The organism is Nostoc sp., from assembly GCF_036919495.1.
In the GTDB taxonomy this organism is placed as follows: Bacteria; Cyanobacteriota; Cyanobacteriia; order Cyanobacteriales; family Nostocaceae; genus Nostoc.
On the sequence record NZ_JBALBZ010000045.1, the window covers coordinates 15,690 to 31,213 of the forward strand.

The 15,524-nt window shown below is 39.0% G+C and carries 14 protein-coding genes and 1 pseudogene; 8 read left to right on the top strand and 7 right to left on the bottom strand.

The window, feature by feature from the left end; translation table 11 throughout:
- Positions 1–538 precede the first annotated feature (538 nt).
- The 4 genes from V7K25_RS05600 to V7K25_RS05615 all read left to right on the top strand — a co-directional run bounded on the left by V7K25_RS05600 (position 539) and on the right by V7K25_RS05615 (position 3,919).
- Positions 539–880, top strand: coding sequence for a CU044_2847 family protein (locus V7K25_RS05600; RefSeq protein WP_335155837.1), 342 nt, complete (start codon positions 539–541; stop codon positions 878–880).
- 1 nt (position 881) lies between these two features.
- Entirely contained in the window at positions 882–1,775 is an 894-nt protein-coding gene (locus V7K25_RS05605) for a trypsin-like peptidase domain-containing protein (protein ID WP_335155839.1), read from the top strand.
- A 76-nt stretch (positions 1,776–1,851) separates the two neighbouring features.
- Complete coding sequence (locus V7K25_RS05610; protein WP_335155841.1) at positions 1,852–2,415, top strand: hypothetical protein; 564 nt, start codon at positions 1,852–1,854, stop codon at positions 2,413–2,415.
- Entirely contained in the window at positions 2,408–3,919 is a 1,512-nt protein-coding gene (locus tag V7K25_RS05615; RefSeq protein WP_335155843.1) for a radical SAM/SPASM domain-containing protein, read from the top strand. The genes V7K25_RS05610 and V7K25_RS05615 overlap by 8 nt, the downstream gene beginning before the upstream one ends.
- Positions 3,920–4,010: 91 nt before the next feature.
- Here V7K25_RS05615 and V7K25_RS05620 read toward each other — a convergent pair whose 3' ends face one another.
- From V7K25_RS05620 to recQ, 4 genes are all read right to left on the bottom strand, one after another.
- Positions 4,011–4,712, bottom strand: coding sequence for a hypothetical protein (locus V7K25_RS05620; RefSeq protein ID WP_335155845.1), 702 nt, complete (start codon positions 4,710–4,712; stop codon positions 4,011–4,013).
- A gap of 202 nt (positions 4,713–4,914) precedes the next feature.
- Positions 4,915–6,111 (bottom strand): MFS transporter, encoded by a 1,197-nt coding sequence (locus tag V7K25_RS05625; RefSeq protein ID WP_335155847.1) that lies wholly within the window; start codon positions 6,109–6,111, stop codon positions 4,915–4,917.
- A gap of 12 nt (positions 6,112–6,123) precedes the next feature.
- The gene (locus V7K25_RS05630; protein ID WP_335155849.1) at positions 6,124–6,696 is read right to left on the bottom strand and encodes a Uma2 family endonuclease; all 573 of its coding nucleotides are present in this window, start codon (positions 6,694–6,696) and stop codon (positions 6,124–6,126) included.
- A 51-nt stretch (positions 6,697–6,747) separates the two neighbouring features.
- Entirely contained in the window at positions 6,748–8,907 is a 2,160-nt protein-coding gene (gene recQ, locus V7K25_RS05635) for a DNA helicase RecQ (protein WP_335155851.1), read from the bottom strand.
- A 245-nt stretch (positions 8,908–9,152) separates the two neighbouring features.
- On the opposite strand from recQ, the pseudogene V7K25_RS05640 reads away from it, so the two are divergent.
- From V7K25_RS05640 to V7K25_RS05650, 3 genes and pseudogenes are all read left to right on the top strand, one after another.
- Positions 9,153–9,377, top strand: a pseudogene (locus V7K25_RS05640) (type II toxin-antitoxin system HigB family toxin); the annotation flags it as partial.
- Positions 9,367–9,621: a transcriptional regulator gene (locus V7K25_RS05645; RefSeq protein WP_335155853.1), complete on the top strand. Its 255-nt coding sequence runs from the start codon at positions 9,367–9,369 to the stop codon at positions 9,619–9,621. The pseudogene V7K25_RS05640 and the gene V7K25_RS05645, both read left to right, overlap by 11 nt.
- On the top strand, positions 9,611–9,787 hold the full coding sequence (locus tag V7K25_RS05650; RefSeq protein ID WP_335155855.1) for a hypothetical protein: 177 nt from the start codon (positions 9,611–9,613) through the stop codon (positions 9,785–9,787). Before V7K25_RS05645 ends, V7K25_RS05650 begins: the two co-directional genes overlap by 11 nt.
- 42 nt (positions 9,788–9,829) lie before the next feature.
- On the opposite strand, the gene V7K25_RS05655 is transcribed toward V7K25_RS05650, so the two are convergent.
- The 3 genes from V7K25_RS05655 to V7K25_RS05665 form a co-directional block, all read right to left on the bottom strand.
- Positions 9,830–11,392 carry an AAA-like domain-containing protein gene (locus V7K25_RS05655; RefSeq protein ID WP_335155857.1) on the bottom strand — a complete coding sequence of 521 codons (1,563 nt, stop codon included), beginning with the start codon at positions 11,390–11,392 and terminating at the stop codon, positions 9,830–9,832.
- A gap of 129 nt (positions 11,393–11,521) precedes the next feature.
- The gene (locus V7K25_RS05660; RefSeq protein ID WP_335155859.1) at positions 11,522–12,901 is read right to left on the bottom strand and encodes an AAA-like domain-containing protein; all 1,380 of its coding nucleotides are present in this window, start codon (positions 12,899–12,901) and stop codon (positions 11,522–11,524) included.
- Between the two features lie 153 nt (positions 12,902–13,054).
- Positions 13,055–13,717 carry a class I SAM-dependent methyltransferase gene (locus V7K25_RS05665; RefSeq protein ID WP_335155861.1) on the bottom strand — a complete coding sequence of 221 codons (663 nt, stop codon included), beginning with the start codon at positions 13,715–13,717 and terminating at the stop codon, positions 13,055–13,057.
- 396 nt (positions 13,718–14,113) lie between these two features.
- On the opposite strand from V7K25_RS05665, the gene V7K25_RS05670 reads away from it, so the two are divergent.
- A complete protein-coding gene (locus V7K25_RS05670; RefSeq protein WP_335155916.1) occupies positions 14,114–15,052 on the top strand; it encodes a phosphoribulokinase in 939 nt (312 codons plus the stop codon).
- Positions 15,053–15,524 lie beyond the last annotated feature (472 nt).

The window sequence follows — 15,524 nt, forward strand, 5'->3', positions numbered from 1 at the left end:
AGAACATTTAATTAAATTGACATTGCGTAATATAATTTAATTTATTCTTGGCTACTTACTTAGAATCAAGTAATTTTCTAGCTGAGTCAGTATAATTACTAATTGAGTAAAGCTACAGATATAACTAATATAACAATTGACATAACAATTGTTATATCTATTACATGACAGTCAAGCAGCTTGTAATGCCCAAGCAGCAAGAATTTGGTCAGTTTATTCAGAAACTTCACAAACTTCTGGTACGCTGTCAAGTCAACTATGCTGGGTAAATAAGTTTGTAGTCAGGACTTCAATTGTAATATTAAGCACTCAAGCACTAAGTAACTTGACTTGATGGGCTAATATTACAAAGCTTACGCGAACAATAGCCGAAACCCAGATTTTCTTCTTAGGGGCAATTCATGAATTTTCCCTACCTACATTGTTGAAGAAGTATTTAACGAGTTAACCGTTGAATGAGAATAGAATTACAAAAATTTCTGCCAACTCTTTTGACGATCAACGCATTAAACGATTAGTTAAAATAACAGGTTTCACTATGAATCGGAAACAAATCACAGAGTTTTCTCTCAACGATGGCACAAAGTTTTTAGCTGAAGTTGATGAGCCAGAAAATAGTAATTCTCTTGTACGTGTTGCCAGACCAGACACAGGACAAATGGTAGTTGAAGCTAAAAAGAAATTTGACGAGGTATTAGACCAAATACAACCTGTGGCTTCAGAAATTATTACTAAACTGAGTAAACTTAATACACCTGCCGATGAGGTAGAGGTTAAGTTTGGTATTAAGTTAAATGCTGCTGTGGGTGCAATTTTCACTTCTGTAAATGGTGAAGCTAACTACGAAATTACCTTGAAATGGAAGCAAGATAAGGCATAGTATGGTAGCGAGTACAGATAATTATATTCAAACTTTTAGGTCAGCGATCGCCCGGATTTTTCATGCCAATGGTACGGTAGTTGGCGTAGGTTTTTTAGTCTCTGGGCAGACTCGAAATTACATTCTGACATGCGCTCATGTTGTTACATCTGCTCTATCTTTACCAGAGAATATAGTTGAAGCTCCTAGTAATGATATTTATTTAGATTTCCCCTTAATTGCATCAGGGCAACAACTAAAAGCTAAAGTTATTTTTTGGCAACCCGTTGTCAGCAATGCATCAACCTCCGAACCGGAAGATATTGCCGGGTTGCAAATAGAAGGACAGTTGCCTAAAGATGCTCAACCTCTCAGGCTAATAAGAGCTAGCAATATCTGGGAGCATCCTTTCCGCATATTCGGTTTTCCTAACGGACACAATGATGGCGTTTGGGCCACGGGGGTGTTGCGAGACGGCCAAGGAAAGGGATGGGTGCAATTGGAAGATAGTAAGGTAACTGGCTACAGGGTAGAACCGGGTTTTAGTGGTGCGCCTATATGGGATGAAACCCTTGTAGGAGTGGTTGGTATGGCAGTAGCGGCGGAGAAGCGGCGAGAAGATATCAAGACTGCTTTTATGATTCCTACGGATGTATTGCTCAAAGCCTGGGATGAAATAGCCTTGTCGATTTCGTCAAATGCACATACCCAGGCTATTAAGAGCAGAGTCCAACAACTCAAAATTAAAACTTTGCAACAACGCTTTGACGTTCTAAGTAGTGATTATGAGGCAGCTTACAATCAACTCAATAATACACTTAGTGCGAGCGATCGCAATATCATCCAACGCCAAATCAATACCATACTACAAGAACTTGAGCAAGTAGAAAGCGAACTTAATGTTATAAGCCATTAATTTAATACCTAAATGCCATGAAAAAATCTTCAGATTTACGAAATGACTATGACTTGAAGAGGAATTACCTAGAATTTTGCACCAAACTGCCAGTGTCTATTGGCATCTTGGGTTTCAAAAGTGCGATCGCTCTCTACAAGAACAAGCTCTAAAACTCAACGATCGCTCTTATCAGACTAGTCTAGAGTACAATGACATGCGATATGCCATTGATAGCTTGGTAGGTAAAGCAGAATTTGATTATTATGCAAAAGCCTACGAGCATATTTCAGACTATGCACAAGAACTTAGCGATCGCTTCCAATCATATCAAAATATTCATACACTATACTTTGGTCGTATATTACGCATAGAAGGTGATGTTGCATTTCAACAAGCTAACTACGATTTTGCTTTTAGTAAATATGCTCAAGGAATACCCAAAATCTTTCAGCATGGAGGTTTCGGTCCTTATTCGATCCAACATGAGCTAAATTTAATCCAAAAGAAAATCGAACGGTTGCCTATAGAACTTTCTAAAACTTTGATCCAGCAACTCAAATCTCAGTGGAAGGATCATAAAGCTCTTAAGGAATGGTGCGATCAACAAATGTTTTTGACTAGAATACGTGCTACAAAACAGCCATCTTCTCATGCTTAGTAAAAAAATTGATCGACCCCAAATTTTAGTTTCTCTCAGCTCTACCTATGTACCAACTGGGCAATGCGATTGTGATGGAGGGGATTGTGCCTGTGACTTTTCTTCTTTAGCAGAATTAAGCTCAGATATTCGCTCATCACTGAAGATGTTAAATACAGAGTTTGTGAGAGTTCCTAACTCGCAAATTATGAATTTAGATGATACTTATTCTATCTGTTATGGTACTCATCATAAAGTAGCAGTTTTGAATAAATCAGCATTATATTTACTAAATCGATTTACAGATCCACATAAATTAGATGACCTTAAAACAAAGCATCTTCACCTTGAGCAAACAGACTTACAGACAGCTATTCAGGAACTATATCAAGCACGTTTGATAGCACCTAAGCATAATTGCTCTTTTAACCTAAATGAAATACCAGAAACTTTAACAGTATGGTTGCATATTACCGATCGCTGTAACTTAAGATGTGACTACTGCTACCTTCCTCATGTAGCAAAAGATATGTCAATAGATATAGGTAAAGCAGCTATTGATTCTATATTTCGCTCTGCCAGTTTAAATCATTACCGCCGCGTCAAACTGAAGTATGCAGGCGGCGAAGCATTACTATGCTCCCCTTTAATTAAGGATCTCCATTTGTATGCTCAATCCCTTAGCAAAAAAACAGATATTATTTTAGATGGAGTTGTTCTCAGTAATGGAACATTGATTACGCCTGAGATTATTGAGATGCTGCAAACATTGAATCTGCGTCTGATGATTTCACTAGATGGATTATCAAATTTCCATAATATCCAACGCTCTTATGCAGGAGGAAAGGGATCGTTTCAAGATGTTGAACGAGGTATTAAGATTGCTTTACAAAATAGTCTTATACCAGATATTTCCATTACAGTTAGTGGGCGTAATGCAGAAGGATTGCCCGATCTTCTGGAATGGATATTAGAATATAATCTACCCTTTAGTTTAAATTTCTATCGTGAAAACGAACTGTCAGCTTCTTACGAGGACTTGCAACTAGAAGAATCTCGGATGATTAAGGGAATGTTGGCAGCGTTCAAAGTTATCGAATTGAAATTACCTAATCGGAGTCTGCTAGGTTCATTGATTGATCGTGCTAATTTATCGTCTCCTCATAAACGAACTTGTGGAGTTGGACAAAGTTATCTTGTATTTGATTACAAAGGGCAAATTGCTAAATGTCAAATGCAGCTACATAAAACTGTAACCTCAGTTAACACTCAAGATCCTTTAACTGTTGTGCGAGAAGATAAAACAGGTATTCAGAATTTGTCCGTTGAGGAAAAAGAAGGCTGTCGTACATGTGAGTGGAAATATTGGTGTACAGGTGGTTGTGCTTTAGCAACGTTTAAGGCTACAGGTCGTTATGATATTCAATCTCCAAATTGCAATATTTACAAAGCTCTCTATCCTGAAGCTCTGCGACTAGAGGGCTTACGCCTTCTCAAATATAGTTATCCTCTAAATGATTCCTGAGAAACAAGATCCCCGATAACTTTTACGAAGTCGGGGATCTTATTAATTGCTATAGCGCTTATATCTGAAAAAATTTATTATTTGCAAGTTGCTACTGATATTCTTTTTCTGGTACTCTAAAAGCTGCATATTTCCATTCATTACCCTCTAAATATTCAATTTTAAATTCTCCTTTAGTTAATAAAGTCATATCTTTAAGTTTTACTATGGCATTTTCTCCTAGTAGAACACATTCAGAATTACTGGTGGTAGGTTGGTTTGGTGTTGTATTTATTTGATTAATAACTTTACGCTGCAATTCTTGATACTGTTGCTCAGTTATTAGTTTAGAATCGTATAATTTTTTTATTTCTAGTAATTGAGTTTCTATACCTGATCCACCTTGATTTGACACGTTATCTATTTTACAAGAATCTGGTTTAAAAGCAATTTTCCTGACTGGATGATCCCACCATTTAGAAGCCTGAGTTAACCAATTAGTTGTTCTTGTGGTATGTACTACTTTTACTTGATTATCACTTATTTCTAAACGTACCCAATCAGTTGATCTTTTTTGAATCAAACCAGCAAATCCCCAAGACAACACACTTCCTACTGAAACACCAGAATCTGCTAGACGAAGCTTAATAACTCTAGGTTCTATAGCTTGTGCTATTTTAATTTCAGCCGAAGCTATAAAGCTAATATTATTAGCAAGCAAAGCAGGATTTTTTTCTGTGGCACTAGAAGGCTTTACTGCTGTAGAATTTGCAAGCAATACTGCTGCTATCAAAATGCTAACTTTATTGCTCATGATTATTTTGTATTATTTATTTTACTGAGCTACATGTAAATTCAGATACTACAGTAATTAATTTAAGCTTGTCAAGAAAATACTATAGCGGTTCTATAGATATCGCCTTGATGAGGAGAAAATTTAGTGATTAGACCTCTTGCATAAATAGAACCCCTCCCCAAAGCATCGGGGAGGGGTGTTAGGGACTTTTGCAAGAGGTCTATGATTTATTATTTGTTCTTGCTGTAGTTGTTTTAGGTCTGACGATAATAAAAAATCCGAGCAAAGTAAAAGCTAACATTTGCCAAGTCACCAAATTCCAGCCACCAAGATGCCAGCATAATAAACCAATGCTAGTACCTATAGAACCGCCGATAAAATAGGTAGTCATGTAAACTGTGTTGATGCGACTATTAGATTGAGCATCAAGAGTGTATATTCTTGCAACATTGGTGACTTGGATTGCCTGTACACCTACATCTAGTAACAATACAGCAACAGCGATCGCCAGTGCAGAATTAGAAGCAATTTTAGCAATTACTAAGCTTGCAATCACCATCGATACAGCAATAGTCAAGGAACGTTGGGAGTTACCTCGATCGGCTAGTTTACCAAAAATCGGTGCCATTAATGCACCTGCGATCGCCACAAAGCCATACATCCCAATTATGTCAGATTGAAAATTAAAAGGCGCTCCGCTTAAATGGAAAGTCAGCGTTGTCCAAAATGAGCAAAACACACCAAACAATAACCCGCCAATTAAAGACGTTTCTCTTAATAACGAAAAACGTTTTAATTGGTAAAGTGTTGATTTTAATAATTCCAAATAATAACCATTAAATTCATTTTCGACATTAGGCAAATATATATTTAGTAAAACAATAACAATTAAAATCATTACTGCCGAAAATCCATATACATAACGCCAACTCAACCATTCAGCAATATATCCACTAAAAACCCTTGCTCCTAAAACTCCAATCAATATACCAGTAAAAATATTGCCTACGGTTTGCCCTGTAGTTACTCTATCTATACTTGCTGCTAAAGGTAGAATAATCTGAGCGGAGACTGTCGCAATCCCAATTGCTATGCTCAATATCCAAACTTCGATGATGTTTTGGGAAAACGTCATGAATATTAACAAACAGAATAAACTTATCAGTAAGCAAAGAATTAATTTTTTCTTATTGATTTTATCGCCCAAGGGGATTAAAAAGAAAAGCCCAAAACCGTAACCAACTTGCGTAAGCACAGAAATGCTACCCGCTTCGGCTTCACTGACTCGAAAAGATGATGCAATATCTTGGAGGATTGGCTGATTATAATAAACATTAGCAACACAGACACCAGATGCGATCGCCATAATCAGTACCTGGACTTTAGTTAATCCGTTACTTGAGATTTGTTTTTCCATTAAACCTAAAATTTATACAGGAAAAAACTGGTTTACAGTACAGCTAAAACCAGTCAATAAAGGAGAAATTATAATATCGCTACTAAATAGAGTTGCTACCAAATTAAGTTGAGTTTGTTCGCGTCGGTAGACCTCTAGTTTACGCGATCGCCAATCAGCAATCCAATATTCTTTTACTCCTCTGGAAGAATAAAGTTTAAGTTTAGCTTCCTTATCCCGTCTTTCGTCTGACTTGGTTGGAGACAAGACTTCTACTATTAAATCTGGTGCGCCAGTTAAATGTCCTGCTTCATCCAATGTTAGCGCCAAGGTTTCTTTAGTACCCCAAACTACATCAGGAATTACATTATCTGATTCTGAAAACAAAACGCCTGGGTTGATCGCAGCTTCTCCTAAACCAGTAGACTCTGACCAAATGTTAAGCTGTCCGAAAATCCTACCACAAGTTTGCTGATGTTTAAAGTGAGATGCCCTACTCACAAATAATTCTCCATCAACTATCTCGTAGCGCGTCCCTTCATTTTCTGCGAAGAGTTCTACATCCTGAGTTGTCCAGCGTACTCCTGTATTAAGCACCTGACTCATCGGCTAGCTCCTTTAATCTTGGGCTTGTATTTTAATTATAAGATTTAATTATCACTTACGATTTTCGCGCCGCCATTTACCTCGTACTAAACGAATTTCATCAAAAGTGTAGCTTTCACCGAGTTGTTCTCTAATTGGCGTTAAAGAGATATCACCAAGCACTTCTAAAACTTGCCAAATTTTTTGTTGATGTTCAAGAGGTACTAACTGATTTATGTCTACAGGCTGATTTTTCTCAATCAAATCTGTCAGATGGCGAATAATTGTTGTGGGGCGAATGTTGCGTTTTTTGGCAATTTCATTAACACTCAAACCTTGTTTATGTAATTGGAATGTGAATATTTCTGTGTCGGAAGGTAAGCTAACTGAGGGTGTAAAACTAACTTGGGGTGGATCTACCAAACCTTTTTCTTGGCGGTAAGTGCGAATTTCTGTGAGGAATTTATCGCCATATTGAGAAAGTTTGTGACTACCTACGCCGGAAAGTTTACCAAATTCGGTTAGTGTTGTAGGTTGTACCTGTGCCATCAATTTTAGGGTAGAATCCTGAAAGACAACGTAAGGTGGTACAGATTGTTCATCAGCAAGTTGTTTACGGAGCGATCGTAACCTCTGCATTAATATCTCTGCTTCAACAGCCTTCTCACTCCCTTCTTCCCAAGTAACCTTTTGTGCTACGGGAACAACAAGGGAAACTGTACGCTGTCGCCGCATCACTTCCCAACTGAGGGGGTTAAGTTTCAAAACTGAATAACCATCGCTAGTCTGTTCTAGCAAGCCTTGATGTAAAAGCGATCGCGCTAACATTCGCCATTCATCTACACTTTTATCTTTGCCAATACCGTAGGTAGAAAGTTTATCGTGTTCGTACTGGATAATTTTGTCTTTTTTTGCCCCCCGCAACACATCAATAATGTGCAGCATCCCAAATCTTTCTTTACAACGCGCCACACAAGATAAAAACTTCATGGCTTCAATTGTCCAGTCTTGCATTGGTTTGGGATGACGGCAATTATCGCAATTACCGCAATTACCAGGAAAACGTTCCCCAAAATAACCTAGCTGAATTGTCCGCCGACAAACAGTACCTTCAGCATAGTCAATTACCTGACGCAGTTGTTGTTTAGCAATCAACTGTTCTTGGGGGTCAGTTTTTTGGTTAATACTCCATTCAATGGTTTTAATATCACTGAAACTGAAAAAAAGCGTACAACGTGAAGGTTCACTATCCCTTCCCGCCCTACCTGATTCTTGATAATAACTTTCTAAATTACGCGGTAAATCAAAGTGAATTACTAACCGCACATCTGGCTTATTAATTCCCATCCCAAAGGCAATTGTCGCCACCATGACGCGCACATCATCTCGAATAAATCGAGTTTGATTACTGCTGCGTTCTTCATCACTTAATCCGGCATGATAAGACAAGGCAGAAATCTTATCATTTTGCAATTTAAAGGTGAGTTCATCAACTTTTTTGCGTGTCAGACAATAGATAATTGCTGAACCTTCATTTTCCCGGACGAGTTCTAATAATTCAGCATACGCAGACTTGGTTTTAGAACGGACTTCGTAATAAAGGTTTTGGCGGTTAAAGCTAGCAATGTGGATACTGGGTTGCTTTAGCCCTAGTTGTTGGATAATATCAGCACGGACGCGATCGGTTGCTGTGGCGGTGAGGGCGAGTGTAGGGACATCAGGATAGCGTTTCCGCAGAGATTTCATCTGACGGTATTCTGGGCGGAAGTCGTGTCCCCACTCAGAGACGCAGTGGGCTTCGTCAATGGCAAAAGCCGCAATGCCAATTTTTTCTTTGACTAAATCGAGAAAGGGGAGAAATCTTTCACTCAAAAGACGTTCTGGGGCGACGTAAAGTAGTCTAACTTTACCACTGAGGATAGCTTCTTCCCGCGATCGCACCTTATACGGATTCAGACTACTATTCAAAAATGTGGCAGCAATATTATTGTTTCGCAGTCCTTCCACTTGGTCTTGCATCAAAGCAATTAATGGCGATACTACTACAGTTAAACCTGTTTTAATTAATGCAGGTAACTGAAAACACAAAGATTTTCCCCCACCCGTAGGCATCACAATCAATAAATCTCGATTTTGTAGCGCATCTTCGATAATTTGCCGTTGTCCGGGGCGGAATCTGTCGTAACCGAAGTGATATTTTAGCGCTTGTTCGAGATTAGGGTACTGAAGCATAGCGATCGCTTTTTCCGGGGCTGTCTGCGTGAGTAGTTATTGAAGATATCAAGATTTTAACTTACATCATCGGTAGCTTTGGTCAGGTCTACGTTTCTGGAGTGCGTAGGCGCAACTATTGCCCTGGCGTTCGGCTCAATCAATGCTATGATAAGCACAAATTTATCACTTTAGGGATGCACGTAATCAGCAAAGTGAAATTGCGGGAATTCTAAGTTCAACACGCTGATTCTGAAGATGCTCTCAATGACTGGTACAAGTTTGCAATAGATAAAAACTTGTCTAATTTGGTGGATGTTCAGAAAAGATATCCGAAGGCAGAAGCGGTTGGTAACTTTACAGTATTTAACATCAAAGGTAATAACTATCGTTTGATTGTAGATATTAGATATTCCAGCCAGACAATTTTTATTAAATACGTTCTTACCCATCCTGAATATGATAAAGAAAGGTGGAAAGATGACCCCTAGTTCTAGTCAACAAACCTACACTGATTTACTGATTCAGTATCAGCCTAAACCAATTAAAACAGAGCAGGAGTATAACAGAGCCTTAACAGCAGTAGAGGGGATGATGTCTGGTGAGTTAGCAGAGGCTGAAACTGCGATTTTTGAATTGTTGGTTCTTCTGATTGAAAATTACGAAGAACATCATTATTCGATGAGTAAATCAAAACCTGTGGCTACTTTGGAACCCCTGATACATGAAGTTTGATGTGGAACTAACTGCTTTAGTCGAAGTTTTTGGCTCTGTTAAGATTGTTAAGGAAGTGGTTAATGGTCAACGGAAAGTTAGCCAATCTGAAGCTGAGTCCCTACCTAAGTTTTTTAATGACCATTATTCTGCACTTTCTCTAACGGCTCTTGACTTTGAACATTGAGAAAATTGAATATTATGTTTTTAAACATTTGGGATGCTCTCGTCAGCATCTACCTAACCGAGAATTTGCAGTTATTCCTTTTCCTTGATGCCCTATGTGGGTACATTTTAACTGTAATTCTAAAGCATCAATCTTTCGTAAAAGCGACACTCCCCACACTATAGAAATCACTAGCTTGATTGTCATACCCACGAGCAAAAGTGTCACTATTGTAGCAGTTTTCTTTTGTTGAATCAGCCTTTTTTGTTGTTCTGCAAGTCGTGCTTCAATTTCTTTGGCGCGTTCGGCTTCTAATGCGTGCTGCATTTCTCGCCGATCTAATTCTTCACTAGCAGCTAAAAATCGATAATCTAAGTTGCTCAAGCTTTTACCATTTGCCCAAGCTTGAGCATCAATTAAGGCTTGTCCGCGCAATAGGCGAGATTCATCCTTTTCCTTTGAGGCTATCCATGCATTGAAGGTTTCGTAGTAGGGGCGTAAGTAAGCTAATTTTTTTCCAACCCATTCTAAATTGAAAACTTCTTGATAAATTCGGTTTTTAATTTGGAGAAAACCTTGCTTTTTGATTACTAAACCAGATAGCAACAGTTCTACCTGTTCTCGGCTATCGTCGGCTGGGACTTTCACTCCTTGGAGAATTTGTTGATAAATTCCCAGCAATCTGGCGGCAATTTGTTCGTTTCCCAGGATGCGATCGCGAATTGTCCGTAAATGCTCCGGTTCATCTTGTGATTCCCATTTTTCGATGATGTGCGATCGCACCACATTTTCTATCCAAAATTCTTCTGCACCAGGGGGAATTTTAAATTTTCTACTCACATCATTTTGAGATAAACTGACAAGTAGGCGACATAGCTTTTGAGTAAGAAATGGTTGTCCTTCTGTCCAAGCTAATACTTCTTTCAAAACTTTTTGGGGATGATTATCTTTAATATTTAGTCCTAAAGATAAGGGTTGAGCTTCTTCAAAGGTGAATCCATTTACTTGGATGGCTTTACCAATATTAAACGGCGTAGTATTATTTCGATATCGAATTAAGTCTGAAGGTGTTGCAACACCAAAAATTGCAAATGTAATCCGATGATACTCTGGATCAATTGCACGTTGGTTGTAACAAAAGCGAATCAAGCTTAAAAAGTCATCAACAGAGAAATCGAGGCTGAGAATACTATCAATTTCATCAATAAAAATAAATAGTCTTTCGTTAGGAAACTGAGCTAACAGAATTTCTGAAATAAATCGGCTAAGTTTCTGAACTAAAGAAATATCCTTTTGTTCTTGCCACCAGGTTTTTAAATTGACTTTACCTAACAGTTTAAAACCTAACCATAAATCACCTACCACTCCCTTATACCATTGCTCTGGAGTTATATTATCACAACCGATATTAGTCATATCAACGGTGGCACATTTAAACCCCTCTTGTTGAAAGCGATGCTTTGTTTTTACCATAAGTGAGGATTTGCCCATTTGCCTACTGCTCAGGATGTAGCAAAATTCTCCCTGCTTCAAGGCTTCGTAAAGTTCCACATCTGCTCTGCGCTCAACATAGCTAGGAGCGTCAGTTGTCAGGGTTCCACCAACTTGGTATCGATAATTGTCCATTTTATTTAAAATTTTAAATTCGTTCTCGTTTTTAATAAATGAATTTGGATCGGGATAATTGATAAAATTCATATTAATAACGAGAACAAGTATTTTAATTATCTGTGTTTCAACAGTTTACCAGAACTATTATGGCCTTGAGCGTCCCAGTTGTTGACTAAAATAAAAGCGATATAACTCACACCTTATGTGAGCTTGATTGCCGTTTAGTTGAACCAAGCCCATACTTTCTAGCTTGTAAGCAGCGATCGCGTCTAACTCCACTTTTTCATCTGTTGCAATTACCTTTTCCATAGCTGACATTAATTCTGGTTCTTTTTGGAGTAAGCTCAACAGTTCTCGTAAATGCTGACTGTAAATTCCCACTTGTGTAGATGCGCTTTCTAGTAACACCTCTAATGTTATTTCTTCATGACATAGATGATAAAGCGCCAGACTCACCAAATAGGGATGTCCCCCTACCATTGTTTGTAAGGGTACAAGGCGTTTTGCCCCTTCGGAGTCTGCTGCCCAATGTAGCCCGTAAGCTAATGCTAATTTCTGCACCTGATTCAGGGTAAACGGCGGCAATGTAATTGTGATCCCAACATTGAAAGGCGATTGGTTTAGCTTGAGTGGAATATAAATTTCTGTGGTGTGAACTACCACCATTCGGAGTTTTTGCCAGATTTGATCCTGCTTTGCTTGTTCGTGCCAAAATCGCAGCATTGGCAGAAAGTCTTGGGCAATATTCGGATGTTCAAAAACTCGATGGACTTCATTCAAAGCCAAAACTACAGGACTTTGCTCAATGTATTGCAGCAAATATGCTTCAAAATAGATTTTGCAGCTTACTTTGCTGCCCATTTCCGTATCCCAAAAATCATCTAGACAGGGAAGGAGATTTAATTGCCTACTGACATTAACACAAAACCAACGCAAAAATTTATCCAGAGAAGCAAAAATATCTTCGTCAGCTTCTTGAAAGTCCAAATATGTAATTTGATAACCTTGCTCTCTAGCATAAGCAATCATCCGGTTCAGCAGTGAACTTTTTCCCGTTTTTCTAGGTGCTTTGATTCGGATTAAGCAACCAGGGTGTAAAATCTCGTTATAAACAAGTTCTTCCAGGGGAGGGCGGTTGATGTACAGAGGAGAACCCAGTGGTACAGGGCCGCTAGGAAATTCAATCTTGCTTGCTGAAGAAAAGTCCGGAAAAACCATTTCTAAGCTAGATTCTTCACCCAACTTTTCTTGGCTCTGATTCTCTTGATCGTTTATCTTCTCTTGGAGGTATTTTTCCAAGGCTAAATGCAAATTTTTTTTCGTTATTTTCTTTCCAAGTGCAACGGAAAGGTCTTGCCACAACTCAGAGCCAACTTCCTTGATGTAATTGTTGCGGTAGCCTGATACCTCTGCCATTTCATCGTAAGTTTTACCCAACCACGATTGAGATAGCACAAAACATTGAATTGATGCAAGAGGCTTATCTTGCAAAATTCTTTCTACTGCTTGCAGAATATCTTCCACGAATATTATTATTAAAGGTTAAACAGTTAGTAGAGACATTTATTCACTTTGGTCTAGTAATAATATACAACTGATTAACAATTCAAAATTCAAAATTCAAAATTCAATACACTTCTGCGTTCCTAACAAATAGAGAAATGGGATTCAAAGACATTACTTCTTCAGTGCCAGAGTTAAGCCATCTGCGATCGCTACTAAACTAAGACTAACTCGCTGGTCTTGATGCAGCTTTTGATTAAAGGCACGAATCTTTTTAGTTCTATTATCTTGCACTTGGGGGTCGGCAACCTTACCTGACCAGAGGACATTATCGATCGCAATCAATCCCCCCGGACGCAGTAATTGTAGCGATCGCTCATAATAACCATCATAGTTGCTCTTATCTGCATCAATGAAAGCAAAATCAAAGGTTTCCGCTTCTTTGGTTGCTAGTAGCCGATCCAAAGTCTCTAAAGCTGGGGCAATGTGCAGTTGAATTTTATCCGCCACTCCCGCTTGTTGCCAATAGCGCCGAGCGATCGTTGTAAATTCATCACTCACATCACAGGCTACCACTTTACCGTCCCTCGGTAATGCCAATGCCACCACCAGGGAACTATAACCTGTAAATACCCCAATATCCAAAGTTTTCTTAGCTCCCAATAACTGCACCAATAACGCCAAAAATTGCCCCTGTTCGGGAGCAATCTGCATTCTCCCTATTGGATACTGGGCTGTTTCCTGTCTCAGTTGGGTTAAGATTTCCGGTTCTCGCAAAGAGATTGATAGTAAGTAGCCATAGAGGTTTTGTTCGAGTCCTAGTGTTTGAGTTGTCATAAGATTAGGGATTGGGAATGAGTCTTTGATACTCGTGGACGATTTTTTAAAAGTCAAAATTATCTTTAAATGCAACTCGGTATGATAGGCAAAGCGATCGCTTAGGATATTTTTAGATCGTGCCAAACCTCAAAGAAGATGTAGAGACTAGCAATTGCAACGTCTCTACAAGGATTTTAATATCATGCAGAATCATTTTGATATATGAAATCAGCAATGCCCTAAAAGGAATGTAGATTGTAATTATTGTGCCAAAAGCGATTGCACACACATTCTATATATGTAGAGATATTGCATACCAACCCTTTGTTTGAGTTACTTGCCTAAACCCTTCTACAATAAAAACTATTGTAGGGAAATTTTATTACTAAACTTGCTTGTATTCTGGGAGGTATGATGAGCCGTCCAATAATTCTTGGTATTGTAGGCGACAGCGCTGCTGGGAAAACAACACTAACGCGAGGAATCGCCCAGGTACTCGGCCCAGAAAATGTGACGCTGATATGCACAGATGATTATCACCGTTACGATCGCCAACAGCGTGCAGAGATTGGCATCACCGCTCTCCACCCGGACTGCAACCACTTAGATATAATGCAGCAACATCTGTCGTTGCTACGCACAGGACAGCCAATTCTTAAACCAGTTTACAGCCATAAAACCGGCACATTCGAGCCACCGCAGTATATCAAGCCCAATAAATTTGTGATTATTGAGGGATTACTCGGTTATTCTACTCGTGCTGCCCGTGATTCTTACGACGTTAAAGTTTACCTTGCACCCCCGGAACCACTACGCGCTACGTGGAAAGTTAAGCGAGACACGCAAAAACGGGGTTACACATCTGAACAGGTACTAGCAGAATTAGAAAAACGCGAACCAGACTCAGCAGATTTTATCCGTCCACAGCGACAATGGTCTGATATAGTAATCAGTTTCTACCCACCCACTGAGGAAGCTGATGAAACCAATGGACATTTAAATGTGCGTTTGGTACTACGTCCGACAATTCCCCACCCAGATTTTACCCCGATTATCAACCCTGGCTATGGTAATTCTGACTCAGCAATCCGCCTGGGGCTAGACAGAGATATGAGTAAGCCGGTGGATGTTTTAGAAGTTGATGGTCATGCAACCTTAGAACAGGTGAATAAGCTAGAGCATATTATTTGTTCTGATATGCCCCATTTACGAAGTATTTGCGATCGCGAAAGTAATCCCGAACTGGGTAAAATTGCTGGTACAACTGGAGAAACACTCCAGAGTTATCCTCTCGCTTTGACTCAGTTAATAATTACCTACCACATGCTCAAAGCAACGCAAATTTATCAGTGAGCGGTGAAAATGAAGAGATTTACTGGGTTTGCGATTGCGTGTAGTTAGTTTGTTGGGCTGCTGAATTATGCGATGCCTACGGCGGTAAACTACGCCCTTTGCTGACGCTATTCAAACTTCAGAGGATGTTTGAAAAGTCCAAGAAGGTATAATTTGCCATTCTGAGCGAAGCCTCTCATAAAGAAGCACAACGAAGAATCTAGACTATAGATTTTAGGCTGCTGTCACTCGCCTTTAAGCAAACCGTAGGCAAGTGTATTGAATATACCGTTTTGAGTTTTCGTATGTTGCCTTAAGCACCCTTCTAGCTTAAATCTGTTTTTCTCTAAAACCTTTACTGAAGCGGTATTGAAATCAATAACATGAGCGGTTAGGCGAATCACTTCGAGATTATCAACGGATATTGAGTTCCATATCGGAGATTTATAACAGATTATTGAATTACATTAGGTAAACTAACACTTATCTAATC

Coding starts and splice junctions, on each gene's coding strand:
- V7K25_RS05600 (WP_335155837.1), top strand. CDS start 539: ATGAATCGGAAACAAATCACAGAGTTTTCTCTCAACGATGGCACAAAG.
- V7K25_RS05605 (WP_335155839.1), top strand. CDS start 882: ATGGTAGCGAGTACAGATAATTATATTCAAACTTTTAGGTCAGCGATC.
- V7K25_RS05615 (WP_335155843.1), top strand. CDS start 2,408: ATGCTTAGTAAAAAAATTGATCGACCCCAAATTTTAGTTTCTCTCAGC.
- V7K25_RS05620 (WP_335155845.1), bottom strand. CDS start 4,712: ATGAGCAATAAAGTTAGCATTTTGATAGCAGCAGTATTGCTTGCAAAT.
- V7K25_RS05625 (WP_335155847.1), bottom strand. CDS start 6,111: ATGGAAAAACAAATCTCAAGTAACGGATTAACTAAAGTCCAGGTACTG.
- V7K25_RS05630 (WP_335155849.1), bottom strand. CDS start 6,696: ATGAGTCAGGTGCTTAATACAGGAGTACGCTGGACAACTCAGGATGTA.
- recQ (WP_335155851.1), bottom strand. CDS start 8,907: ATGCTTCAGTACCCTAATCTCGAACAAGCGCTAAAATATCACTTCGGT.
- V7K25_RS05645 (WP_335155853.1), top strand. CDS start 9,367: ATGACCCCTAGTTCTAGTCAACAAACCTACACTGATTTACTGATTCAG.
- V7K25_RS05650 (WP_335155855.1), top strand. CDS start 9,611: ATGAAGTTTGATGTGGAACTAACTGCTTTAGTCGAAGTTTTTGGCTCT.
- V7K25_RS05655 (WP_335155857.1), bottom strand. CDS start 11,392: ATGGACAATTATCGATACCAAGTTGGTGGAACCCTGACAACTGACGCT.
- V7K25_RS05665 (WP_335155861.1), bottom strand. CDS start 13,717: ATGACAACTCAAACACTAGGACTCGAACAAAACCTCTATGGCTACTTA.
- V7K25_RS05670 (WP_335155916.1), top strand. CDS start 14,114: ATGAGCCGTCCAATAATTCTTGGTATTGTAGGCGACAGCGCTGCTGGG.